The organism is Methanocorpusculum bavaricum DSM 4179 (assembly GCF_000430905.1).
Taxonomy (GTDB): Archaea; Halobacteriota; Methanomicrobia; order Methanomicrobiales; family Methanocorpusculaceae; genus Methanocorpusculum; species Methanocorpusculum parvum.
Window position 1 is genome coordinate 1 of the sequence record NZ_KE387270.1, and the last position, 1,498, is coordinate 1,498.

The window sequence follows — 1,498 nt, forward strand, 5'->3', positions numbered from 1 at the left end:
CCAAAACAATCAGAAGTATTGTAACAACTGCGGGAGGAAACTGGAATGAAAATCGATCTAAGCGGCCCTCTTTACGATGCACTGAAAAAAACAACTGCAGAGTATCATCAGCTCAAGAGTAAAAACGACATCCAAGGTTCCAGGGAAAAAGCTGGAGAGATCGCCATACTCAATCAGGAGCTTGCAAAGATCAATGTGTCCCGGAGAAAAGAACTCGAAGAACAGGCAAGAAGATGGGATGCCATTTCCAAGGGAAAGACACAGAAAACATCTGCCAAAAACACAATCACTCCCGGGATGACCAAAAACAATGGTGAGATCGAAGAAGAGCGTGATGACCTTCTGCAAAAAGCGAACTCCCTCATCACCTCTTCAAAAGTAACCTGGTCAGATATCGGCGGGCTTGATTCTGTAAAAAAACTGATGATGGAAACGGTGGTGATCGCCGGTCTGCAAAAACCCGAATCCATCAAACCCTGGAAAGGCATTCTTCTCTTTGGACCTCCTGGGACCGGGAAAACTCTTCTAGCGGCTGCGTCGGCAGGAAGTCTGGATGCAACATTCTATGATGTGAAATCGGAGAGTGTGCTCTCAAAATATTTCGGTGAATCTTCAAAACTCATCTCCGCTCTTTACACCTCGGCACGGAAATACGCACCCTCGATCGTTTTCATTGATGAGTTCGATGCTCTCAGTCAGTCCAGGGACGGGGAAACAAGTGAGGCGACGCGCAAAGTCCTCTCCAGTCTTCTTAGTGAGTTGGACGGTCTTTCCGACAAGAAAAGCGATCAGCTTCTCCTGACTCTTGCAACGACAAATACCCCGTGGGATCTGGATACAGCAGTTTTGTCCCGTTTCCCAAGAAGGATCTATGTTCCCCTTCCTGATCAGAAAGCGTGTAAGGAGATCATCAGGATCCAGACAAAGGGTATGGACATCTCAGGAGTTTCTCTGGACAGGATTTCCGAAAAATGTGTGGAGATGCTCTATTCGGGACGTGATCTTTCCAACTTCTGTCAGCAGGCGATATGGACGATGATCCATACGGTGAATCCTGATCTGTATAAAATGGCTGAGCTGCCATTTGATGAACTGAAAAGAAGAAGTTTGGTGACGAGACCTCTTGCTGAGGATGATTTTAGTGAGGCTTTTATGAAGATCCGCTCACCAATAACAAAAAATAAGCTTGAGCGATACGAACAATGGAACATTGAGTGTGGTGAAGTGTAAAGATGGCATTTAGCTTTTTTAATAAGGAAAAACGAGCAGTGGAACAATGCACAAAAGCAGCAGAACAGGGAGATGCACACGCACAAAACAATCTTGGAGCGAGTTATGAAGATGGAGAGGGGGTGGAGAAAGATCTGGATAAGGCGGCATATTGGTACACAAAAGCAGCAGAACAGGGAAACGCAGAAGCGCAAAACAATCTTGGGGTGTGTTATGAAAATGGAAAGGGAGTGGAGAAAGATCTGAACAAGGCGATATATTGGTACAA

At 45.7% G+C, this 1,498-nt stretch carries 2 protein-coding genes; both read left to right on the forward strand.

Annotated elements, in window-relative coordinates; translation table 11 throughout:
* Positions 1 to 45: 45 nt before the first annotated feature.
* On the forward strand, positions 46 to 1,230 hold the full coding sequence (locus H575_RS07830; protein ID WP_042700467.1) for an AAA family ATPase: 1,185 nt from the start codon (positions 46 to 48) through the stop codon (positions 1,228 to 1,230).
* A 2-nt stretch (positions 1,231 to 1,232) separates the two neighbouring features.
* Positions 1,233 to 1,498 (forward strand): tetratricopeptide repeat protein (locus H575_RS07835; RefSeq protein ID WP_042700469.1); only part of this gene is annotated, 266 nt, incomplete at its 3' end.